The following is a 550-nucleotide window of genomic DNA, read 5'->3' as shown; positions in this document are numbered from 1 at the left end:
ACATGAAGTAAATTATGAAGATCAAAAAGTAGCTAATGTTGTAGGAGATTCTAAATATCTTGCTGGATATAGTTCACAAAAAATTGGTTGGCCAGCAAATACAATATATCCAGCAGGTGGGCATGAGTNNATACAAATTTAAACTGGACAAGATATCATCAAGAGGGGGAGCAATTTTATAAAACAGAACAGTTATTGCAAAACAGATGGGGTTCTAAAAAATTTAAGACAAATTATTTTAAATATTTAAATGCAAATTTTTTTCTTAGCGATAAAGAGCTTGCTGAATATATGGAAGATGTTCCAAACTTCACTGGATTAAGCAAAGAACTAAAAGCATATAGAGATAGATATTTTAGACCAGCCACAAAAGAAGAATTAAACGAAGGGAATCATGAAGAAGAAAATGATGATGAAGAAGAAGAAAATCCTTTAAAAAAAGAGAAGAAAAAAATATGTATAGAAAGTTTTTGCACAGATGATGCAAATACACCTATTAAAAAATTTTATCCACCAGAAAATGAAAATAAATATCTAAACTACGCTTTTG

At 29.4% G+C, this 550-nt stretch carries 1 protein-coding gene; it reads left to right on the top strand.

What is annotated here, in order from left to right; genetic code table 11:
* Positions 1 to 195 precede the first annotated feature (195 nt).
* On the top strand, positions 196 to 550 hold a 355-nt coding region (locus F1B92_RS08715), incomplete at its 3' end, for a hypothetical protein (RefSeq protein ID WP_154571448.1).

This window comes from Campylobacter portucalensis (assembly GCF_009690845.1).
Lineage (GTDB): Bacteria > Campylobacterota > Campylobacteria > Campylobacterales > Campylobacteraceae > Campylobacter_B > Campylobacter_B portucalensis.
This window is presented reverse-complemented; position numbering and strand designations above follow the sequence as displayed.